The sequence below is a fragment of the Curvibacter cyanobacteriorum genome, from assembly GCF_028649475.1.
Taxonomy (GTDB): Bacteria; Pseudomonadota; Gammaproteobacteria; order Burkholderiales; family Burkholderiaceae_C; genus Curvibacter; species Curvibacter cyanobacteriorum.
On sequence record NZ_JAQSIP010000008.1, the window covers coordinates 84,335 to 103,377 of the forward strand.

Below are 19,043 nucleotides of genomic sequence, written 5' to 3' on the forward strand. Positions count from 1 at the left end.
TCAGCGGTCGGCAGGCTCGGGCAGCAGGCCGTGCAGGCGCAGCAGGCCCGAGCCCAGGTCGGTGGGGGCATCGGGGCGCACGGCCCGCTGGCGGTTGACCTCGGCCACCACCTCGTCGTCGCCCACCGCTTTGCCCTCGCCCACCCACTGGGTGTCATCGCCGGCCATCTGGATCTCGCGCAGCATGGGGTCGCTCTGGGTGCGCACCAGGATGCGGTCGCGCTCCACCCCTTGCGCGTGCATCACATAGCGCGCCGGCTGGCGGGGCCCCAGAAAGCGGCCTTGGTAGTCGCTGGTGCACGAGCCCAGGCCTGACGCCGCCAACAGCGACGGCAAAAAATCCACCTGCTGCCAGCGCCCCGGGATGCGGCCCCTGGGCAGGTCGGCGCCGCCCACCAGGACGGCTGGAATGCGGCTCATGGCCTCTTTGCCAAAGCGCTCCAGTTCCTGCGGCCGCGTGAAGGTCATGCTGCGGTGGTCCCCCGTGATCAGCAAGATGCCAGTGTCAAAGAACCGCCGCTGCTCGAGCGCGCGCACGAACTCGCCGATCTGTTGGTCGGCGTAGCGGAATGCCGGCTCCTCGCCGCTCTCGGTCTGGCCGGGGATGGTGAACGGCGGGTGCGTGGTGGTGGTCTGGATGACGGTGAAAATCCGGCGCTCGGCGGGCTGCTCGTCCAGCCAACTGAGGTAGCGCCGGTAGAGTGCGGCGTCGCCCGGGTCGTTGAACGAGCCGCGCGGCAGGCCGTCGTAGAACGGGTGCTCAGGCCCCTCGACGTGGTCAAAGCCAATCTGCTGCAGCCAATCGCCCGTGCCAATGAAGCCCAGGTCGGCAGAGCGGATATACACTTTCTGGACACCGGCCTCGGCCAGGCGCTCCAACGCGTCCTGACTGGGCTGCTCAAAGCCCATGTAGGCTTGCGCGCTTTTGTAGCGGTTCACATTGGGCAAGGGGAAATGCCCGGTCAACAAAGCGATCAAGCCGCCATCGGTGGTGAAACCATTGGCATAAAACTGGTCGAAGTAAGCGTACTTGGCCGCGATTTGATCCAGCTCTGGCAGGTAATCGTGGATGCCCGATTGCGCCTGGCTCTGGTACATCGACAGCGATTCGACCACCAGCAAGATCACCGGCCGAAACTGCCCATCGCCCGGCACGCAGTGCTGCGCAGGCTCTGGGGCCTCGGCCAATTGCTGGTGGTACACCGGGCTGAACGCCCGGTTCTCGCCATTGGGCAACAAGGCCGACACCACGCTCTCGAAAACGTTCTTTGAAATGTGGGCTGGGCGGGCCGCGAGTTTCTCGGCCGAGACCACCACCGGCAGCAGCAAACACAGGCCCAGCAAGGTCTTGCGCGGCTCACCCCGCGACAGCATGAGCAAGGCAAACAAAGCCTGACTCAGCAGCAGCGACAGCAGCCAGGCCAGGCCGGTCAGGGTGTAGAGCGCGGGCATGACCACGCTTTCGTTGAGGCGGACCTGGCTGCCGTACTTGAGGATGTCGGCCACATCGAGCCGGTGCTTGAGCACCGTGTAGACCAGGATGTCGATGGCGTACACGGCCATCAGCACCGCGCCAGCCACCCCGCACAGGGCGCGCAGGCCGCCGTGCCCCCACCGCCCGATCAGCAGGAAGAACCACAGCAGGCCCATGACCTCGAGGTCATTGGCCAGGGTTGACCAGGTGATGCACTGAAAACCGCAGCCCTCGATTTTCTGAAAAGCGCCATGGATCTGCTCACCGCGGATCAGGGCCAGCCCGCCCAAGGACAGGCACCAGAGCAGCATGAGCACGCCCGCATGGCGGGCCGAGAATTGACGAAGGGGTGACCCCTTTGGTGGATGCACTGACGCCCCCTTTTTTTTTCGTCGCCCGGGTCACTCCCCCCAGGCGCTGTCCGCATTTTCGGACGAGGTCGTCAAGCCAGCCCCTTCTGAGTGTCACATTTCTCAGATTTAGTGTCAGTAAATGTAAATAGCCGAACGGGGCGCGGCGCTGACCCCGCGGCCCCACCCCAGGCCGTGCCCCCCTGGTCTGGCGGGCGCCGAGGCTCAGGCGGCGCTTGTCCCGGTCGCGCGGGCGGCCCAGCGCACCGGCTGCTCAGCCGGCTGGCTGCGCGCGCGCAGCTGGCCGCAGCCACCGTCCACGTCCTGCCCGGCGGACTGGCGCAGCTTGGTCAGCACGCCCTGGCGGTGCAGTTGGCGCGCAATCTCGACCGCCCGCTCCCAACTGGGGCGGCGGTACGGCAGGTCGGGCACGCTGTTGTAGGGGATCATGTTGAGCACGCCGTACTTGCCCTTGAGCAGGCGCACGATGCCCGCCAGCTCGTCCGGGCCGTCGTTGATGCCCTCCAGCAGCGTCCATTGGTACTGCACCGGGTAGCCGGTCAAGCGGGCGTAGTGCTCGCCCGCCTCGACCAGGGCCTCGGGGCTGAAGCGCGGAGCCCGCGGCAGCAGTTGCTCGCGCAGGTCGGCGCGCGTGGTGTGCAGCGACAGCGCCAGCGCGGGTTTGACCCGGCCCTGCGGCAGGCGCTCAAAGGCGCGCGGGTCGCCCACCGTCGAGAACACCAGGTTCTTGTGCCCGATGTTGCCCTCGGTGCCCAGCAGGTCGATGGCCTCGAGCACGTTGTCCAGGTTGTGGGCGGGCTCCCCCATGCCCATGAAGACCACCTTCTTGACCGGGCGCAGGCGCCGCGCCAAGGCCACCTGGGCCACGATCTCGGCGCTGCCCAACTGGCGCAGCAGGCCTTCGCGCCCCGTCATGCAGAACACGCAGCCCACCGCGCAACCGAGCTGGGTCGACACGCACAGGCCATCGCGCGGCAGCAGCACGCTCTCCACCGCCTGACCATCGCTCAAGGTGACCAGCAGGCGCGCCGACCCGTCCTCGCCCGGGTGCTCGGACTGCAGGCGCGCCAGGCCGTCGAGCTCGGCGCTGAGGGCGGGCAGCGCCTCGCGCAGGGTGCTGGGCATGAAGTCCTCGAGCCGGCGACGCCCCCGGTCCTGCGGCTGGGCCTGGGCCCACAGGCGCAGCACCCGCTGCTCGTGGGCGGGTCGGGCGCCGAGGGCGCGCAGGCGTTCGCGGAGGGTCTGGATGCGCATGGGCAGCTTCAAATTCGGAGCGACAAAAACGGCCCCGAGCTTAACGCCTGCGCCGCGGCCGCCCGCCGCGGCCCTGGGGCTCAGTAGGTTTTGTAGGGCAGGAACTTGCCCGACAGCACCACGTTGACGCGGTCGCCCTTGGGGTCGGGCTGGCGCTGGATGTCCATGCTGAAGTCGATCGCGCTCATGATGCCGTCGCCAAACTCCTCGTGGATCAGCTCCTTGATGGTGCTGCCGTAGACGCTGACGATTTCATACCAACGGTAGATCAGCGGGTCGGTGGGCACCGGCGTGGGCAGCGAGCCCTTGTAGGGCACGACTTGCAGCCATTTCTGCTCTTCGGCGGTGAGGCCAAAGAGCTTGCCCAGCACCTTGGCTTGCTCGGCGGTGGCGGTCATCTGGCCCAGGCACAGGGCGGTGGTCCATTCCTTGGACTGGCCCAGTTTCTTGGCCACGGCCTCCCATTTGATGCCCTTGAGCACCTTGGTGGAGATGATCTTTTCGGTGACGTCGTTGCGGTTCATGCTGGCTCCTTTGAAGTGTGAAACAAAGCGGTCGGACAAAAAATCGGCGCAAGCCTCCCCCCACGGGGCCCCGGCCCCGGTGTTCAGGCGCTGTGCGGAAAAAGGCGGTGAACGGCGGTCAATGCGCCTTGGCGCGGCTGACCAGGAAATCAACAATGTGGTTGCGCAGCTCGTAGTAGCCGTCCAGGTGGTGCAGGCTGGCCCGGGTGCGCTCGCGCGGCAGGGGGTTGCTCACCACCTCCACCAGGCCGCCGGGGCGGTAGCCCTGGGGGGTCTCGCTGCCGTTGCTCATGAGCAGGATGCGGTCGGCCAGCAGGATGGCTTCGTCCACGTCGTGGGTGATCATGAACACGGTCTGCTGGGTCTGCCGCACGATGGCCATCAGCTCGTCCTGGATGGTGCCGCGGGTCAGCGCATCGAGCGCGCCGAACGGCTCGTCGAGCAGCAGCATCTTGGGCTGGATGCTGAAGGCGCGCGCAATGCCCACGCGCTGCTTCATGCCCCCCGAGAGCTGCGAGGGCTTCTTGTCGATGGCCGGGCTCAGCCCCACCAGGGCCACGAACTTCTCCACATGGGCGTTGATGGCGCTGGCGCTCCAGTCGGGCCAGCGCGACTTGACCGCGAAGGCGATGTTCTGGCGCACCGTCAGCCAGGGCATGAGGGCGTGGCTCTGGAACACCACACCGCGCTCCAGGCTGGGGCCGGCGATCTCGCGCCCGTCCATGAAGGCGTGGCCGCTGCTGGCCTGGTCCAGCCCCGCGAGCACGTTGAGGATGGTGGTCTTGCCACAGCCGGAGTGGCCGATGATGCAGACGAACTCGCCCCGGTCCAGCGAGAACGACACGTCGCTGAACACCGGCTTGCTGGGCAGGTAGGCCTTGCCCAGGGCTTGCACCTGAAGAAATCCATGGCTCATGGCGGGGTCCTTGGGACGGGGGTTGGCGGGGCTCCAGGCCGCAGGGGCCGGGCTCATGTCACTCCACATAGGTCACGGCTTTCTGCAGACGCGCAAACATCAGGTCCAGCAACATGCCCACCACGCCGATCACGCCGATCGCGAAGATCACATGGCTCAGGGACAGGTTGTTCCACTCATTCCAGACGAAGTAACCGATGCCGGTGCCGCCCACCAGCATCTCGGCGGCCACGATGACCAGCCAGGCAATGCCCATGCTGATGCGCATGCCCGTCAGGATGGTGGGCGCGGCGGCGGGCAGGATGACCTTCAGCGCACGGCGCAGCGGGTTGACCTCCAGCGTGGCCGACACGTTGAGCCACTCACGCTTCACCGAGGCGACACCGAAGGCGGTGTTGACCAGCATGGGCCAGACCGAGCAGATGAAGATCACAAAGATGCCCGACACCGACGAGTCCTTGATGGTGTAGAGCGCCAGCGGCATCCAGGCCAGGGGGCTGATGGGCTTGAGCACCTGGATGAAGGGGTCGAGCGCCCCCCGCAGCAGCGGCGACATGCCGATCACAAAACCCAGCGGGATCGCCAACAGGCAGGCCAGGCCAAAGCCCAGCGCCACGCGCCCCAGCGAATGCGCCAACTGGATCGCGATGCCCTTGTCATTGGGCCCGTTGTCGTAGAAGGGGTTGCTCAACAGCTTCCAGGCCGTGGCCGCGGTCTGGGCGGGCGTCGGGAAGCCCCCGGTCTTGCCGCTGGCCGGGGCGTCGGCCTGGGCCACGGGGTCCTTGCCCATCATCTTGAGGTACTCGATCTGCTCGGCACTGAGGGCCTGCACCGCTGCCGGGCTTGGCGGCTTGACGTCGGGCAGGGTGGCCGCACGCCAGGCGCCGATCAGCACCACACAGATCACCAGCGACAGCGTGGCAGAACGGAATCCGAGGGTCTTCCAGAGTGGCATGTCAGGCCGCCTTGCTGATCGCGAAACCCTTGGCATAGGCCGCGGCCTGGCTGGCGTCGAACTCCTTGCCCATGATGGTGAACTTGGGGTACGCGCCGTCGGGCACCTTCTGGTCCAAGGCCTTCATTTGCTTCTTGGCATCGGTCAGCAAGAACACCTTCTCGGCGATCTGCTTGTAGTTGACCTCGCCCTTGATGTAGCCCCAGCGTTGCATCTGAGTCAACATCCAGACGGCCATGCTCTGCCACGGCATCGGGTCGAAGTCGGCGCGGTCGGGCACCGTGCGGATGTTGCCCAGGCCGTCGGCGAACTTGCCGGTCAGCACCTGCTGGAGCACCACCTCGGGCTGGTTCAGGTAGGCCTGCGGCGCGATCACCTTGGCGATCAGCTCGCGGTTCTTCGGGTCGCGCGCCATGGCGGCTGAGGTCAGCACCGCGCGGTACAGCGCGGCAAAGGTGTTGGGGTTCTTCTGGATGAATTCGGTGCTGGTGCCGAAGGCGCAGCAGGGGTGGCCGTTCCAGAGGTCCTTGGTCAGCAGGTGGATGAAACCGACCTCCTCAAACACGGCGCGCTGGTTGAAGGGATCGGGGCCGAGGAAGCCGTCGAGGTTGCCGGCCCGCAGGTTGGCCACCATCTCGGCCGGCGGCACCACGCGGATCTGCACATCGGTGTCGGGGTTCAGCCCGGCCTCGGCCAGGTAGTAGCGCAACAGGAAGTTGTGCATGCTGTACTCGAAGGGCACGGCGAACTTGAAGCCCTTCCAGTTCTTCGGGTCGCGGTTGTCCTTGTGCTTGAGGCTCAGCGTGATGGCCTGGCCATTGACGTTCTGGATCGTGGCCACGTTCATGGGCGTGGCATTGGCGCCCAGGCCCAGCGAGATGGCCAGGGGCATGGGGCTCAGGAAGTGCGTGGCGTCGTACTCCTTGTTGATCATCTTGTCGCGGATCAGGGCCCAACCCGCCGTCTTGGTGACTTCCACATTCAGGCCTTGCTGTTTGTAGAAGCCCAGCGGGTGGGCCATGATCAATGGCGTGGCACAGGTGATCGGGATGAAGCCGATCTTGAGGTCTTTCTTCTCCAGGTTGCTGCCGCCCTTGCCGGCCTCTTGGGCCATGGCCTGCAGGCTGGCCACCGGCAGCACGCTGCCGATCGCGGCCATGGCCGTGCCCTTGCCGACGGCGCGCAAGAAGCGGCGGCGCAAGGCGTCCTGTGGGAACAGGGCCTTGACCAGGGTGGCTTCAATGAACTCGTTGCTGTAGGCCTCGAACTCGCTGCTTAGGCTGCGCTGGCGCAGGGTGGCCGCGGCGGACTCGGCAGTCAGTTCGGCCTGGTGGTCGGCCACCGTGTGGTCGCGTCCGCAGCTGCACTTGAGCATCAGGGGGCGGTCGGCATCGTAGGGCGAAAAAAACTCGGACATGGCTCACCTTTGAAGAGTGGATGTCGGCGCTCTCGCAAGCCGCGGGCCAGTTTCGCCCCCGGGCCAGGCGGGCCCCGCAAATCGCAGCCGCCACGTCGACAGCGTGTAGGGCTGGCCCTACAAAAGACCGGCCGATGTTCAGTCCAGGGGGTGGCCACGGGCCAGCAAGGCCAGCTCCACATCGTTGCGGGCCCCGGTTTTCTCGAGCACGCGGGCGCGGTAGGTGCTCACCGTGTTGACCGCCAGCTTGAGCTGCGCACCAATTTGGCTCACGCTGTGCCCACTGCTGAGCAGGCGGAACACCTGGTGCTCGCGGTGGGACAGGCTGTCGATCGCCGCCACGCCCAGCGGTGCACCGCCAGGGGGCGGTCTGGGGCCCGACAAGGCGGGCCCCATCGCCTGGGCCAGGGCTTCGGCGGTGGCCGGGCTCAGGTAACGTCCACCGGCCGCGACCTTGCGCACAGCGGCCACCATGTCGTCGGGGTCGGCACTCTTGTTGAGGTAGCCCGCCGCGCCGAGCTTGAGGCAGCGCACCGCGTACTGGCGCTCCGGGTAGGTGCTGAGCATCAGCACCGGCAAGGCGGGCCAGCGCTGGCGCAGGCACTGCAGCAGCTCCAGCCCGTCCTGCCCTGGCATGGCGATGTCGAGCAGCACCACGTCGAGGTCCAGGGGACGGTCCTCGGCCGCCCGGGACGACAACTGCGCCAGCAACTCGGTGCCGCCGGTGGCCTCGGCCACCACGCGGATCTCGGGCAGGCCGTTGGCGGGGTCGGAGAACACCTGCTTCAGGCCCTCCCGGACGATGCGGTGGTCGTCGGCCAGCAGCACGCGCAGCGGGGCGGCCGGGCCGGTGTCGGTCACGGGGTTCATGGCGCCTCCAGCGGAATTTGCAACTCAAAACCCGTGCCTTGGCCGGGCACGCTGTCGATCTGCAGCGTGCCGCCCAGGTGGCGGGCGCGCTCGCGCATGCCCATCACGCCATAGGCGGTCGGGGCCTCGAAGGCCTGCGCGGGCGCGCCCCGGCCGTCGTCCTGCACCCGCACGCGGAGCTGGCCGTCGCGGCACTGGATGCGCACCGCCACGGCGCGGGCCTGGGCGTGGCGGCCAACGTTGCTGAGCATCTCCTGAAAGATGCGGAACACCGCCATGGCGGCGGGTTCGGGCAGGCTCAGGGCCTCGGGCACCTCGATGCACCAATCGAGTGCCAGTTCGGCCGATTCGCCAAACTCATGCGCTTGCCATTCGAGCGCGGCCCACAGGCCCTGGTGGTCCAGGATGCTGGGGCGCAGGTCGGTGATGATGCGGCCCACGTTGTCGACCGCGGTCTCGATCTGGCGACTCATGTTCTGGCACTTGCAGCGCATCTGGCCGCGCATGGCTTCGGCCGCCTCGGGCGGGCGGTCGCCCTGCTCGGCCAGGCGCTTGTGCAGCCAGTTGACGTCCATCTTGAGCGCCACCAGCAGGCTGCCCAGCTCGTCGTGCACCTCGCGCGCGATGCGGGTGCGCTCGTCTTCGCGCACTTTTTCCGAGTACGCGGCCAGCTCGCGCAACTGGGCCAGCGCCTCGCTCAGGGCCTGGGTGCGGGCCTGCACGCGCAACTCCAGCTCGTCGTTGGTGCGCTCCAGCTCGCGGTAGGCCTGCTGCAGGCGGTCGGCGGCCTGCTTGCGGCTGCTGATGTCGACAAAGGTGATCACCGCCCCGCGCACCTCGTGGCCCTCGAGGATGGGGTGGCTCGAATACTCGACCGGGAAGGCCGTGCCGTCGCGGCGCCAGAACACCTCGGTGTCGATGCGGCAGGGCAGGCCGCGGCGGAAGGCGTTGAAGATCGGGCAGTCGTCGTCGGGGTAGGCGCGGCCGTCGGCGTGGCTGTGGTGGGTCAGCGCATGCATGTTGCAGCCCATGACCTCGGCCGGTTCGTAGCCCAGGGTGGCCGCACCGGCCCGGTTGATGAACACGCAGTCGCCCGCCAGGTCGATGCCGAAAATGCCCTCGCCGGTGGAGTCCAGCAGCAAGCTCAGGCGCTGCTGCCAAAGGGCATCGGTGCCGGCGGGGATGTTGAAGCGGGGGGCAAGCATGCCCGGGTCAAGCAACGCTTGTGCCCGGGCGCGGCTCAAGCGCCGCTCACAGGCCCAGATCGCTGAGGCCCGGGTGGTCGTCGGGGCGGCGCCCCAGCGGCCAATGGAACAGGCGCTGCTCGGCCTGGATCGGCTGGTCGTTGATGCTGGCAAAGCGGCGCTGCATGAGCCCCTGGGCGTTGAACTCCCAGTTCTCATTGCCGTGGCTGCGGTACCAGTGGCCCGAATCGTCACGCCACTCGTACACAAAGCGCACCGCGATGCGGTGTTCCGTGAAGGCCCACAGCTCCTTGATCAGGCGGTAGTCCAATTCGCGCGCCCACTTGCGGGCCAAGAACTCGCGCACCTGCTCGCGGCCCACCGGGAACTCGGCGCGGTTGCGCCAGCGCGTGTCCTCGGTGTAGACCTGAGCCACGCGGGCCGGGTCGCGCGAATTCCAGGCGTCTTCGGCCAGGCGCACCTTTTGAATGGCGCTGTCCAGGGTGAACGGGGGCAGGGGAGGCTTGCTTTCCATGGGGGCATCCTTGGGGTTGGAGGGACAAAGTAGACAGATCTGTCTACCTCCAATATAGAGCATGTAGACAGATCTGTCTACAATGGCGTCATGCCCCACCATGTCGCCCCTTCGCTCCCCTCCAGCCTGCTGGACACGCCCCCCGACCTCAGCGCCCTGCCCGCGCGCGAGCGCATCTTGACGGCAGCCCATGACCTGTTCTACCGCGAGGGGTTGCGGGCCACCGGGGTGGACCGGGTGATTGCCACCGCGGGGGTGAGCAAGGTGACGTTCTACCGGCACTTCCCGTCCAAGGACGACCTGATCCGGGCTTTTCTGGCGCACCGCCATGCGCGCTGGATGGCCTGGTTCAACGAGGCCCTGGCGCGCCACCAGGCCCGCCAGAGCGAGGCCGAACGCCAGCAGCGGCCCCTGGCGCCGCTGGCCGAGGCCCTGAGCGAATGGCTGCACGCGCCGGGCTTCCGGGGCTGCGCCTTCATCAACGCGATGGCCGAACTCGGCGGCGGCCTGCACGAGGCGCTGGCGCTGTCGGCGGCCCACAAGCAGGACATGGTCCAGGCCATTGCCAGCCTGTTGCCCGCCGGCCCCGAGGGCTTGGCCCTGGCCGAGGCGGCCGGGCTGGCTGCCGACGGCACCATCGTGCGCGCCCAAACCCACAGCGGCGCCATCGATCCCGCCTTGGCGGCCTTGCGGCGGGTGCTGCACGCGCTTGAAGACTGCCGTCCACCGGGCCCCTGATCGGTTGTCTGATCGGCTGTCTGATCGGCCGCAGATCTTCCGTTGGAGTCACCGCTTGACCGGGTCGGGGGCCCGGCCGGGCCCCCGCCGGGGTTGCGCGCGCTGCCAACCTTTACGAATGCTCACGGCGGTGGCGCCCGGCAGGCTGCCGAACGGGTTTTACATTGGTTCAGCCCCCCACCCATGCCGGGACCTGCGGGCCCAGCGCTTGGCGCGGGGGTGTCACCCACCGGGTGACAGCTGTGTTCAACCACCCGCCTTGTGCGCTCCGGAGCCCCTTGATGAACAAACGCCTTGCCCTCGCCACCCTCGCCTGCAGCCCCTGGCTGCTGAGCGCCTGCTCAAGCACCCAACTGGTCAACCAATGGAGCGACCCGCGCTACGTCAGCCGCCCGCTGCGCCATGTGCTGGTGTTCTCCAAGAACAAGGACATCGGCGTGGCCCGCTCGATTGAGTTGAGCATCACCACCAGCCTCAGCGAAGTGACCCGGGCAACCCCGGCCTACGAACTGTTTGGCGACACCGACCTCAGCACCCTGCCCAAGCTGGAGATCCAGGCCATGCTGCAGAAGAACCGCATCGACGGCCTGGTGATGACCGGCGTGAGCCGCACCACACTGACCGAAAAGTACGTGCCCCCCGAGTACTCCGATGGCTTCTGGACCGACAGCTGGGGCTACGGCTGGAACGACATGGTGGTCACGCCGGGCTACCAGTACACCAGCACCAGCACCTATGTGCAGGGCGTGCTGTACGCGGTGTCGAACGGTGCGCTGGTCTGGTCGGCCCAGACCAAGACCACCGACCCCAGCGACCTGGAAAACGTGCGCAAGAACACCCTGAAGCTCATCACGGGCGACCTCAAGAAGTCGCAGGTGCTGGCCCTGTGAGGCCCGCAGGGTGAGGGGCCGGCAGCGGTCGGCCAACGGTCGGGCCGCAGACCCGGCCCGGCGCCGGGGGGCCAGACCAGACCGGGGCGGCCCAGGGGCTGGCGCCCTCAGCGCTGGGGCATGTCCTTGACGCCGTAACCCAGGCTGACGGTGGCGTCGTCGGGGATCGGGGGCATGCTGGCGTTCCAGGCCTCCCAGGCGGCGCGCAGCTCGGCCAGGCGCTCGGGCTCGCGGCTGGCGTGGTTGGCGCGTTCACGCTCGTCAGCCACCAGGTTGAACAGGTAGTCGTGCCCGTCCACGCGCAGGTACTTCCAGTCCCCCAGGCGCGCCGCGCGCTGGCCACGGTGGTTCATGCGCCAGAACATCGGACGCTCGAACGCCGGGGTCGCCCCACGCAGCACCGGCATCAGCGACACGCCATCGAGCGGGTAGTCGGGGTGGGCCGAGACGCCCGCCGCGTCCAGCATCGTGGCCGACCAGTCCATGGTCAGGCAGTGCTGCTCGCTGACCTGGCCGGGGGCGATGGCGGCCGGCCAATGGGCGATCCAGGGCACCCGGATGCCCCCCTCGGTGAGGTCCATCTTGCCGCCCACCAGCGGCCAGTTGTCCGAAAAGCGCTCGCCGCCGTTGTCGCTGGTGAACACCACCAGGGTGTTGTCGGCCAGGCCGTGCTGGCGCAACGCGGCCATCACGCGCCCAATGCCCTCGTCCATGTGGTGGATCATGCGGCGGTAGCTGTGGATGTTGCCGCCGTGCAGGTGAAACAGATTGTCCTTGACCTCCTGCGCCAGCGCTTCGTCGTCGCGCGTCTCCCAGGGCCAGTGCGGCGCGGTGTAGTGCAGGCTCAAGAAGAAGGGCTTGCCCTGGGCCGCGTCGGGCGCCATGCGCCCCACCCAGTCCACCGCGCGGTCGGACAGCAGGTCGGTCAGGTAGCCGTCCTGACGGTGCTCGTCCTCGCCAAACCACAGGTCATGGGTGCCGCGCGAGTCGCAGTGGGTGAAGTAATCCACCCCGCCCGACATCGGGCCAAAGAACTCGTCGTACCCCGAGCGCAGCGGGCCGAACACCGGCGGGTAGCCCAGGTGCCACTTGCCGATCAAGGCGGTGTTGTACCCACTGGCCTTGAGCAGCGACGGCAGCGTGGGGTGCTCGGTCGGCAGGCCCAGCGTGGTGCTGCCCCGGCTTTTGCTGTTGATGGGTTCTTCGGCCGCCCCGCGCAAGCGGTACTGGTAGCGCGCCGTGATCATGGCAAAGCGGGTCGGCGAACACACCGGCGAATTCGAGTAGCCCTGGGTGAAGCGCAGGCCCTGTGCGGCCAGGCTGTCGAGCACGGGCGACACCGGCGCGCGGCCGCCGTAGCAACCGAGATCGGCATAACCCAGGTCGTCGGCGACGATGAAGATGATGTTGGGGCGTTGGGACGAGGCAGGCATAGATCAGGTCATTCAAAACGTGGGGCGGGCGGGGACAGCTCGGGTCAGTCGGTCGCCACAAAGCCCACCGACTTCATGATACGGCCCCACCGGGCGGTGTCGTCGCGCATGGTCTGCAGCAAGGCCTCGGGCCCGTCACCGACCGGGTACATGCCGTTGAGCAGCAGCTGCTGGCGCAGCTCGCGGCTGTTGACGGCGCGCAGCAACTCGCGGCGCAGCAGGTCCAGCACCGGCGGGGGCGTGCGCACCGGCGCGTAGTAGGCGAACCAGGCCGTGGCGATCACCTCGGGGTAGCCCAGCTCGGCAAAATGGGGCACCGCTGGCAGCGACGGGGAGCGCCGCGGACCGCTGGTGGCCAGCACCTTGATGCGCCCCGAGGCTTGCATCGACAAGGCGCCGCCCACGGTGTCGAAGTACACCGGGACCGTGCCCCCCATGACGTCCTGCCGCGCCGGCGTCGACCCCTTGTACGGCACATGCACCATGCGCAGGCCCGCGGCGCGGTTGAGCATCTCGCCCAAGAAGTGCGACGGCGTGCCGGCCCCGTAGGACGCAAAGCTCAGCGCGTCGCCCTGCTGGCCCTGGGTGCGGGCCCAGGCCACAAACTCGGCCAGGGTGTTGGCGGGCACCGATGCGTGCACCACCATGGCCAGCTCGAAGCTGGCGGCATTGACCAGCGGTGCAAAGTCTTTCAGGGGGTCGTAGGACAGGCGCGGGTAGGCGTTGGGGAACATGGTCATGAGCCCCGCGGTCCCCAGCAACAGGGTGTGCCCATCGGGCTCGGCGTTCTTGACGGTTTCAACCGCGATGCGCCCGGCGGCGCCGGACTTGTTTTCGATCACCCAGGGCCCGAGCGAGCCGCGCACCGCCTGCGCCACCGCGCGGGTCAGCACGTCCTGGGTGCCGCCGGCGGGCGTGCCAATCAGCACGCGGGTCGGTCGCGCGGCAAAGTCGGCGCTCTGCGCCAGTGCCGCCCCCGGCAGGCTGGCCAGCAGCCCCAGGGTCTGGCGGCGATTCAAGCGGGGGGTGGGCAAATTCTCGGACATGGCGCGGGTCTCCTGAGGGGAGGCCGGTCAAAGCGGCCTCAGGCACACTTTAGGGGCCACCCCGTTGATTGTTGAAATCAACCATCCTCCGAGAAAACCCTCACCCTCTGCATGAGCCGCCCCTTGCGCCTGCTGGCCCCCGAGGCCATTGACGACCTGCTGCTGTACCGGCTCAGCCGCCTGCTGGCCCAGGGCGGGGGGCCGGTGATCCGGCTTTGCGAGGGCCGCCACGGCATCACCCGGCGCGAATGGCGACTGCTGTCGCTGCTGGCCCAGGCGCCCGGCCAGAGCCCGTCGGCCCTGGCACAACGAGCCCAGCTGGACCGCGCACGCACCTCCAAGGCCATCAGCTCGCTGTGTGAGAAGCAGCTGATCCTCCGCACAACCCGGCCCGGCGACCGCCGCCGCGTGGTGTTGCACCTCAGCGAACGCGGCGCCGAAATCGTGCAAGCGCTGTTCCCCGAGGTCTGCGCCATCAACCAGCAACTGCTGGCCGCGCTCAGCCCCGAGCAGGTGGCGCTGCTCGACGGCCTGCTCAACACCCTGCAGGCGCAGGCCGATGCCCTGCCCCTGCCCGCCGACCTGCCCAAAGCCGACCGACACCGAGGCAAGGGCCGGCCCCCCGGCAGCCCCTGAACAGCCCCGGGGAAACCCACCCCCAGCCTTCGCAAAACGCGAAACACCTGGCTGCCATCGCAAATGGACAAGGTCGCTCGCGGCGCGGCACACTCCGCGGCCATGACACAGACCGAATTCTCCCCCGCCACCGGCCCCCTGGCCGGGCTCAAGGTCCTGGAACTGGGCCAGTTGATTGCCGGCCCGTTTGCCGCCAAGACCCTGGCCGACTTCGGCGCCGACGTGGTGAAGATCGAGCCGCTGGGCAGCGGCGACCCGCTGCGCAAATGGCGCCTGCTCAAGGACGGCACCTCGGTGTGGTGGCAGGTGCAGTCGCGCAACAAGCGCTCGCTGGCCCTGGACCTGAAGGCCCCCGAAGCGCAGGCCATCGTGCGCCAGTTGGCCGCCGAGGCCGATGTGCTGATCGAGAACTTCCGACCGGGCGCCATGGAGGGCTGGGGCCTGGGCCCGGACGCCCTGCTGGCCCTGAACCCGCGCCTGGTGATGCTGCGCATCAGCGGCTACGGCCAGACCGGCCCCTACCGCGACAAGCCGGGCTTTGGCGTGGTGGCCGAGGCCATGAGCGGGCTGCGCCACCTCACGGCCGAACCAGGCCGCGTGCCGGTGCGCGTGGGCGTGTCGATCGGCGACACCCTGGCATCGCTGCACGGCGTGATCGGCATCCTGATGGCGCTGCAAGAGCGCCACAAGAGCGGCCAGGGCCAGGTCATCGACGTGGCCCTGTATGAGGCGGTGTTCAACTGCATGGAAAGCCTGCTGCCCGAGTACAGCGCCTTTGGCGCGGTGCGCGGCCCGGCCGGCAGCGCCCTGCCCGGCATCGCGCCCAGCAACGCCTACCGCTGCGCGGACGGCGGCTACGCGCTGATCGCGGGCAACGGCGACAGCATCTTCAAGCGCCTGATGCACGAGATGGGCCGCGACGACCTGGGCCAAGACCCGGCGCTGGCCGACAACGCGGGGCGCGTGGCGCGCATCGCCGAGATCGACGCCGCCATTGGCGCCTGGGCGGCACAGCTGAGCGTCGACGAGGTGCTGGCCGCCATGGACCGCGCCGCCGTGCCGGCCGGCCGCATCTACACCGTGGCCGACATCGCGGCCGACCCGCACTACCAGGCGCGCGGCATGATCGAACAGGTGCAGATGCCCGACGGCAGCGCACTGGCCGTGCCCGGCATCATCCCCAAGCTCTCGCGCACGCCGGGCAGCCACCGCCGCAACGCCCCGCTGGGCGTGGGGCAGGACAGCGACGCCGTGCTGCGCGAAATCGGCCTCAGCGCCGAGCAGATCCAGGCCTTGAAGGACCGCGGCATCGTGGGCCAGGCCGCCCCTCAGAAGGACCCCGCATGACCCGCATCCACTTCAACGAAGTCGCCACGCGCGACGGCTTTCAGATCGAGCCCAACTTCATCCCCACCGACACCAAGGTGGCCCTGGTCGACGCGCTCAGCGCCTGCGGCTACGCCAAGATCGAGGTCACCTCGTTCACCTCGCCCAAGGCGATCCCCATGCTGCGCGACGCCGAAGAGGTGATGGGCCGCATCCAGCGGGTCCCCGGCGTGGAGTACACGGTGCTGGTACCCAACCTGCGCGGCGCCGAGCGGGCGCTCGAATCGCGGGCTGACGAGCTGAACCTGGTGATGTCGACCTCGGAAACCCACAACCTGGCCAACCTGCGCATGCCGCGTGAAAGCAGCTTCGAGGCGCTGGCCAACGTGATCCGCCACGTCAACGGCGCCACGCCCATCAATGTGTCGCTGTCGACCTGCTTTGGCTGCCCCATGGAAGGCGATGTGCCGCTGTCCGAGGTGCTGCGCTTTGCCGACCGCTTTGCCGATTTGGGCGTGCGTGGCCTGACGATTTGCGACACCACCGGCATGGCCCACCCAGCCCAGGTGAGTGCAGTGTGCGAGGCCTTGCAGGCCCGCTTTCCCGCGCTGCAGCTGACGCTGCACTTCCACAACACGCGCGGCATGGGGCTGGCCAATGTGCTGGCCGCGGTGCAGGCCGGCATCACGCGCTTTGACGGCTCGCTCGGTGGCCTGGGCGGCTGCCCTTACGCGCCGGGCGCCAGCGGCAACATCAGCAGCGAAGACGCCATCCACATGCTCGACGCCATGGGCTACGACACCGGCATCGACCTGCCCCGCCTGCTGACCGTGGCACGCGAGCTGCCCGCCATCGTCGGCCATGAGGTCCCCGGCCAGGTCGCCAAAGCCGGCCGAATCCAGGACCTGCACCCGGCCATAACGCAATGATGCCCCCACGGTCGCGCACTGCGTGTCGCTCCCTGCCCCCCGAGGGGGCCCCGGCCGCCTTGGGGGCGGCCCGGCGGCGGCCGGATGGGATGCGACGCCCCCACGCTCCCCCACTTCGTGTGGGTCGCTGCCCCCCGAGGGGGCCCCGGCCGCCTTGGGAGCGGCCCGGCGGCGGCCGGCCGTTCTGAGATTGTTTGACATCACTGGAGAGTCCCCATGATCGACCACCTGGACCACCTGGTCCTGACCACCCACGACGAAGCCGCCTGCGTGGACTTCTACACCCGCGTGCTCGGCATGCAACTGGAGAGCTTCATTGGCGGCACGCCGCCGGTGGAGCGCAAGGCCTTCAAGTTTGGCCACCAGAAGATCAACCTGCATGTGCGCGGCCGCGAGTTCGAGCCCAAGGCCCACCTGCCTGTGCCCGGGGCACTGGACCTGTGCTTCATCGCCAGCCTCCCGCTGACCGAGGTGATCAGCCGCCTGCAAGCCGCCCAGTGGCCCATCATCGAAGGCCCGGTGATGCGCACCGGCGCCACGCAGAAGATCCGTTCGGTCTATGTGCGTGACCCGGACCTGAACCTGATCGAGATTTCCGAACTGGCCTGAGCCCCGCCTCGGCCGCCCCCGACGAACAACAACAACGGAGACAACGCCATGCAACGACGCCATCTTTTGAGCCAGATCGCCGCCCTCAGCGTAGGCGCCAGCCTGGGCGCCCCCGCGGGGGCCCAGGGCAAGTACCCGCAGCGCCCCATCACCCTGGTGGTGCCGACCGCGCCCGGCGGCACCACCGACTTCACGGCGCGACTGATCACCGAACCCCTGAGCCGCGCGCTGGGCCAGTCGGTGATCGTGGACAACAAGCCCGGCGCCTCGGGCAACATCGGCAACCAGCTGGTGGCCCGCGCCAAGCCCGACGGCTACACCCTGCTGGTGTCCTACAGCGGCTACCACGTCGGCAACCCGCACCTGTTCAAGCAGGCCGGCTGGGACCCGATCAAGGACTTCACGCCAGTGGCCATGATGACGCGCGCGCCCCAGGTGATCGCCATCAACCCCAAGCTGCCGGTGAACAACCTCACGGAGTTGATCGCCTACGCCAAGGCCAACCCGGGCAAGCTGAATTACGCGTCCTCGGGCAACGGCTCGATCCAGCACATCGCGGGCGAGTTGTTCAAGCAGCTCACCGGCACCTTCATCACCCACATCCCCTACCGGGGCTCCGGCCCCGCGGTGCAAGACCTGATGGCGGGCCAGGTGGACCTCTTCATCACCACCCCAGCCGGCGTGGTGAGCCAGATCCAGGGCGGCCGCCTCAAGGGCGTGGGGGTGACCAGCCAGAAGCGCCTGACCTCGCTGCCCGATGTGCCCACCACCACCGAGGCCGGCCTGCGTGGCTTTGAACTGGATTCGTGGTTTGCGCTCTACGCCCCGGCCAACACCCCGGCCGATGTGGTGCAGACGCTCAACACCGAAATCAACCGCATCCTGAGCTCGGGCGAGGCCCGCAAGAAGGCCGAGGACTCGGGCACCGACGTCGAACAGATGAGCCCCAAACAGCTGGCCGACTTCACCCAGTCCGAGCTGAAACGCTGGGGGCAGATCATCCAGACGGCCCGCATCACAGTCGAGTGAACCGCCCCTTGGCAGGGCAGGGCCCGATGCCCTAAAGTGGCAGCCAGCGGCGGCCCAAGGGGGCTGGCCCTGGAACGCCCACATGACTTTCGACATCCGCCAAGACGACCTCAGCGGTCCCGAGATCCAAGCCCTGCTGCGCGAGCATCTGGCCGGCATGCAGGCCGACACACCGCCCGAGAGCGTGCACGCCTTGCCGCTGGAGGCCCTGCGCCACCCCGACATCACCCTGTGGTCGGTCTGGCGCGAGGGGGCGCTGTGCGGCTGCGGCGCCCTGAAAAAACTCGACGCCCACCACGGTGAGCTGAAGTCGATGCGCACCCACCGCGACTTTTTGCGGCAAGGCGTCAGCCAGGCCCTGTTGACCCACATCCTGGCGCACGCGCGCCGCATCGGCTTGCAGCGGCTGAGCCTGGAGACCGGCACCCACGCCTCGTTCGCGCCGGCCCATGCGCTGTACCGGCGCAACGGCTTCGAGGACTGCGGGCCCTTCGGGGCCTACCGGCCCGATCCGCACAGCCTGTTCATGACCCGCCGCGTGTGAGCGCGGCGCCCGCGGCACCCGGCTGGGGACGGTGGCTTTGGCGGACAGTGGCGGCGACGAGCAACGGGCGGCGCGTCTGGCCCGCAGCTGAACGGCCGCCAGCGGTATCAGCTCAGCGACTGGATCAGGTCGATGTAGAGCTGCTTGGCCTCGTCGGTGCTCTTGCCCTTGAGCTTTTCCCAGGCGTCCCATTTGAAGCGGCCGACCTGGTCGGTGAAGCCGGGCTTCTTCTCGGTGTTGTCGCCTTGGGTGGCCTGCTTGTACAGGGCGTAGATCTTCAGCAGCGTGGGGTTGTCGGGGCGCTCGCTGAGGTTCTTGGAGTTGGCCACTGCGGCTTCGAACAGGGTGTTCAGGTCGGACATG

At 68.3% G+C, this 19,043-nt stretch carries 20 protein-coding genes; 8 read left to right on the plus strand and 12 right to left on the minus strand.

The window, feature by feature from the left end:
• The 9 genes from PSQ40_RS16360 to PSQ40_RS16400 all read right to left on the minus strand — a co-directional run bounded on the left by PSQ40_RS16360 (nt 1) and on the right by PSQ40_RS16400 (nt 9,500).
• Entirely contained in the window at nt 1–1,785 is a 1,785-nt protein-coding gene (locus PSQ40_RS16360; protein WP_273952931.1) for an LTA synthase family protein, read from the minus strand.
• A 264-nt stretch (nt 1,786–2,049) separates the two neighbouring features.
• A complete protein-coding gene (locus PSQ40_RS16365) occupies nt 2,050–3,099 on the minus strand; it encodes an RNA methyltransferase (RefSeq protein WP_273952933.1) in 1,050 nt (349 codons plus the stop codon).
• Between the two features lie 80 nt (nt 3,100–3,179).
• The gene (gene cynS / locus PSQ40_RS16370; protein WP_273952934.1) at nt 3,180–3,623 is read right to left on the minus strand and encodes a cyanase; all 444 of its coding nucleotides are present in this window, start codon (nt 3,621–3,623) and stop codon (nt 3,180–3,182) included.
• 118 nt (nt 3,624–3,741) lie between these two features.
• A complete protein-coding gene (locus PSQ40_RS16375) occupies nt 3,742–4,608 on the minus strand; it encodes an ABC transporter ATP-binding protein (protein ID WP_409338608.1) in 867 nt (288 codons plus the stop codon).
• Complete coding sequence (gene ntrB / locus PSQ40_RS16380; protein ID WP_273952936.1) at nt 4,598–5,494, minus strand: nitrate ABC transporter permease; 897 nt, start codon at nt 5,492–5,494, stop codon at nt 4,598–4,600. Before ntrB ends, PSQ40_RS16375 begins: the two co-directional genes overlap by 11 nt.
• A 1-nt stretch (nt 5,495) precedes the next feature.
• Nucleotides 5,496–6,911 (minus strand): CmpA/NrtA family ABC transporter substrate-binding protein, encoded by a 1,416-nt coding sequence (locus PSQ40_RS16385; RefSeq protein WP_273952937.1) that lies wholly within the window; start codon nt 6,909–6,911, stop codon nt 5,496–5,498.
• A gap of 138 nt (nt 6,912–7,049) precedes the next feature.
• A complete protein-coding gene (locus PSQ40_RS16390) occupies nt 7,050–7,781 on the minus strand; it encodes a response regulator (protein WP_273952939.1) in 732 nt (243 codons plus the stop codon).
• A complete protein-coding gene (locus tag PSQ40_RS16395) occupies nt 7,778–8,986 on the minus strand; it encodes a sensor histidine kinase (protein WP_273952941.1) in 1,209 nt (402 codons plus the stop codon). The genes PSQ40_RS16390 and PSQ40_RS16395 overlap by 4 nt, the downstream gene beginning before the upstream one ends.
• A gap of 46 nt (nt 8,987–9,032) precedes the next feature.
• A complete protein-coding gene (locus tag PSQ40_RS16400) occupies nt 9,033–9,500 on the minus strand; it encodes a nuclear transport factor 2 family protein (RefSeq protein WP_273952943.1) in 468 nt (155 codons plus the stop codon).
• A gap of 90 nt (nt 9,501–9,590) precedes the next feature.
• On the opposite strand from PSQ40_RS16400, the gene PSQ40_RS16405 reads away from it, so the two are divergent.
• A complete protein-coding gene (locus PSQ40_RS16405) occupies nt 9,591–10,238 on the plus strand; it encodes a TetR/AcrR family transcriptional regulator (protein WP_273952945.1) in 648 nt (215 codons plus the stop codon).
• Between the two features lie 281 nt (nt 10,239–10,519).
• Nucleotides 10,520–11,128 (plus strand): hypothetical protein, encoded by a 609-nt coding sequence (locus PSQ40_RS16410; protein ID WP_273952946.1) that lies wholly within the window; start codon nt 10,520–10,522, stop codon nt 11,126–11,128.
• Nucleotides 11,129–11,235: 107 nt separating this feature from the next.
• On the opposite strand, the gene PSQ40_RS16415 is transcribed toward PSQ40_RS16410, so the two are convergent.
• A complete protein-coding gene (locus PSQ40_RS16415) occupies nt 11,236–12,561 on the minus strand; it encodes a sulfatase family protein (RefSeq protein WP_273952948.1) in 1,326 nt (441 codons plus the stop codon).
• A 44-nt stretch (nt 12,562–12,605) separates the two neighbouring features.
• A complete protein-coding gene (locus PSQ40_RS16420) occupies nt 12,606–13,607 on the minus strand; it encodes a Bug family tripartite tricarboxylate transporter substrate binding protein (protein WP_273952950.1) in 1,002 nt (333 codons plus the stop codon).
• A 111-nt stretch (nt 13,608–13,718) separates the two neighbouring features.
• On the opposite strand from PSQ40_RS16420, the gene PSQ40_RS16425 reads away from it, so the two are divergent.
• The 6 genes from PSQ40_RS16425 to PSQ40_RS16450 all read left to right on the plus strand — a co-directional run bounded on the left by PSQ40_RS16425 (nt 13,719) and on the right by PSQ40_RS16450 (nt 18,680).
• Nucleotides 13,719–14,243, plus strand: coding sequence for a MarR family winged helix-turn-helix transcriptional regulator (locus PSQ40_RS16425; protein ID WP_273952952.1), 525 nt, complete (start codon nt 13,719–13,721; stop codon nt 14,241–14,243).
• 102 nt (nt 14,244–14,345) lie between these two features.
• The gene (locus tag PSQ40_RS16430) at nt 14,346–15,590 is read left to right on the plus strand and encodes a CaiB/BaiF CoA transferase family protein (RefSeq protein WP_273952955.1); all 1,245 of its coding nucleotides are present in this window, start codon (nt 14,346–14,348) and stop codon (nt 15,588–15,590) included.
• Nucleotides 15,587–16,498: a hydroxymethylglutaryl-CoA lyase gene (locus PSQ40_RS16435; RefSeq protein ID WP_273952956.1), complete on the plus strand. Its 912-nt coding sequence runs from the start codon at nt 15,587–15,589 to the stop codon at nt 16,496–16,498. The genes PSQ40_RS16430 and PSQ40_RS16435 overlap by 4 nt, the downstream gene beginning before the upstream one ends.
• 216 nt (nt 16,499–16,714) lie before the next feature.
• Complete coding sequence (locus tag PSQ40_RS16440; RefSeq protein WP_273952958.1) at nt 16,715–17,107, plus strand: VOC family protein; 393 nt, start codon at nt 16,715–16,717, stop codon at nt 17,105–17,107.
• Between the two features lie 48 nt (nt 17,108–17,155).
• A complete protein-coding gene (locus tag PSQ40_RS16445; protein WP_273952959.1) occupies nt 17,156–18,136 on the plus strand; it encodes a Bug family tripartite tricarboxylate transporter substrate binding protein in 981 nt (326 codons plus the stop codon).
• Nucleotides 18,137–18,218: 82 nt separating this feature from the next.
• Nucleotides 18,219–18,680, plus strand: a complete 462-nt coding sequence (locus PSQ40_RS16450; protein ID WP_273952961.1) for a GNAT family N-acetyltransferase — start codon at nt 18,219–18,221, stop codon at nt 18,678–18,680.
• A 107-nt stretch (nt 18,681–18,787) separates the two neighbouring features.
• Here the strand turns inward: PSQ40_RS16450 and PSQ40_RS16455 are convergent, their stop codons facing one another.
• Nucleotides 18,788–19,042: an acyl-CoA-binding protein gene (locus PSQ40_RS16455; protein ID WP_273952963.1), complete on the minus strand. Its 255-nt coding sequence runs from the start codon at nt 19,040–19,042 to the stop codon at nt 18,788–18,790.
• Nucleotide 19,043 lies beyond the last annotated feature (1 nt).